This is a genomic window from Pseudoalteromonas sp. S1612 (genome assembly GCF_005887175.1).
Taxonomy (GTDB): domain Bacteria; phylum Pseudomonadota; class Gammaproteobacteria; order Enterobacterales; family Alteromonadaceae; genus Pseudoalteromonas; species Pseudoalteromonas undina.
This window is the reverse complement of the sequence record NZ_PNDH01000134.1, coordinates 1-349: the sequence shown is the minus strand read 5'-3', so window position 1 is coordinate 349 and position 349 is coordinate 1. Positions and strand designations below refer to the sequence as shown.

Here is a 349-nt window from a genome sequence, read left to right as displayed (position 1 = left end):
GAAGCTGTAAAAGGCATGATCATGAATGGACTCGGTTTTGCCAATCGACCTTTATCACTCAGCCCTCAATTTTTTACTAACTTGCCTCTTGAGCATTTATTTCGTGAAGGGGTTCAAGCATCACATTTTAATCGTCACAAACTTGGTAGAACTCTCGATCAATGCTTCGAGTTTGGCTGTGAAAGCTTATTTTCATTAGTCTCCGGACAAGCATGTGAAATAGAGCAAGTTGATACTACCTTTGAATCACTTGATACACCGAGTCATTCACTGACAGGTGAATATGGTTTTGATGATGGAGATAGTGATGAAAATGTCATTAAAATTAGTCATGGCTATAGCAAGGCTC

1 protein-coding gene is annotated in these 349 nt (G+C 39.3%); it reads left to right on the top strand.

Annotation, left to right across the window (positions count from 1 at the left end):
- On the top strand, window positions 1–349 hold a 349-nt coding region (locus CWB78_RS18415), incomplete at both ends, for a DUF4277 domain-containing protein (RefSeq protein WP_138596840.1).